Origin of the sequence: Aureimonas sp. SK2 (assembly GCF_029813115.1) — a bacterium.
Classification (GTDB): Bacteria; Pseudomonadota; Alphaproteobacteria; order Rhizobiales; family Rhizobiaceae; genus Aureimonas.
The window spans coordinates 1-1,472 of the sequence record NZ_JAPZDS010000053.1 but is presented as its reverse complement, the minus strand read 5'-3'; the positions used below and the strand labels follow the sequence as shown (position 1 = coordinate 1,472).

The 1,472-nt window shown below is 66.2% G+C and carries 1 protein-coding gene; it reads right to left on the bottom strand.

Going from position 1 to position 1,472, the window contains the following annotated elements:
- Positions 1 to 77: 77 nt before the first annotated feature.
- A complete protein-coding gene (locus O5O54_RS22150) occupies positions 78 to 1,412 on the bottom strand; it encodes an IS1182 family transposase (RefSeq protein WP_279484013.1) in 1,335 nt (444 codons plus the stop codon).
- Positions 1,413 to 1,472 lie beyond the last annotated feature (60 nt).

Genomic DNA, 1,472 nt, shown 5'->3' with positions numbered 1-1,472 from the left:
CTAGGAGCCTGTCCGAGTAACGGATTTGCCCGATGGGCTGAGGCTGCGCCTTGACGCTGATTGCCGTGCGTTTGGTCTCATCGGGCCGCTTTGGCCAGTTTGAGGAGGTTGTGGGCGGTGCAGATCATTGCCCATTCGCATCGGACCTGATCGAGCCCACGCAGAAGGAACTGCCGGAAGCCTCTGGCCTGCTTGATCTGCCCGAAGACGGGCTCGACAACCTGTTTTCTCAGGCGGTAGCGGCTTCGCCGGCCAGCCCGTTTCAGGCGCGTGGCCATGGCGTTCATCAGAGGTGTTTTGGTCAGCTTGCGCCGCCCCGTCGCATTCGCCTCGCCATGGCGGGCCCGGCCCGGCGCCAGATAGGCCATGATCCTGCGCTGCTTCAGCGCCGATAGGTTCGCCTCGTTGGCAAAGCCGGCATCGCCCGAGACCTCGCGAGGCTTGCGACCGAGGTGAGCGCGTACGTCATCGACGAGCGGCACGAGAGCGCGTGAGTCTGCGGAGTTCGTCACGAGGCGGTGCGCCACGATGACCTGATGGGCCGCATCGACGGCGATCTGGCCGTTGTAGCCTTGCACAAACCCGTCACGGGTCGGCAGGATGCGGCTGTCGGGATCGGTGAAGTTGCGCTGTGCCCGATCCGGCGGACCGCCATTCTCATCGCGCAAGGGCCTGCCTTGCCAGCGCATGCCGGACGATGCGCCGGGACCGCTCTCGTCGTCGGGATCGGGTGGATCGGCGGCTTCCGCCTCCAGCGCGGCCTTGGCGGCGCGGATCCTCTCCAGCCGCCGTTGCTTGTCAGCCATCCAGTCCGGTGTCTCGTCGCCGCGCTGGTCCGCGCCCAGCGCCCCATCCTCGGCCGCATCCGCCTTGCGTGCTCGCTCCAGCCAGGCCTCGACCTCGGCGGCCAGCGCCGGCTCGGCCGTCTTCATCCGGCCATAGCTCATCGCCTTGTGGCGCGAAGCGTTGGCCTTCACCTTGGTCCCATCGACGGCGACGTGGGCGAACTGGACCAGACCCGCCGCCTGGCACAGCCGCAGCACCTGCACGAACAGATCCGACAGGGCGACGAGGTGGCGCTTGCGAAAGTCGGCGATGGTTCGGAAGTCCGGTCGGTTCAGTCCGGTCACCGCCATCACGTCGACGCGCTCTTCGCAGGCACGGGCAAGCTGTCGGGAGGAGTACAGGCCGCGGCTGTAGCCGTAGAGCAGGAGCGCCACCATCATGCCGGGATGGTAGGGCGGGTAGCCACGTTCCTCGGCGTAGGTATTGAGGATGGCGGAGAGGTCAAGGACTTCTCGCACCGTGTCGCGCACGAAATGCGCCATGTGCCCTGGCGGCACAAACTCATGCAGCGAGGGCGGCAGAAGCCAGCCCTGATCGATATCCCACGCGCGAAACACCTTGGCCATAAGCCGAGTGAATCACCATCAGGAACCGCCGCCAAGAGGATTACTCGGACAGGCTCCTAG

Excerpts from the sequence above, each read along its gene's own strand:
- O5O54_RS22150 (WP_279484013.1), bottom strand. The coding sequence starts at position 1,412 with ATGGCCAAGGTGTTTCGCGCGTGGGATATCGATCAGGGCTGGCTTCTG.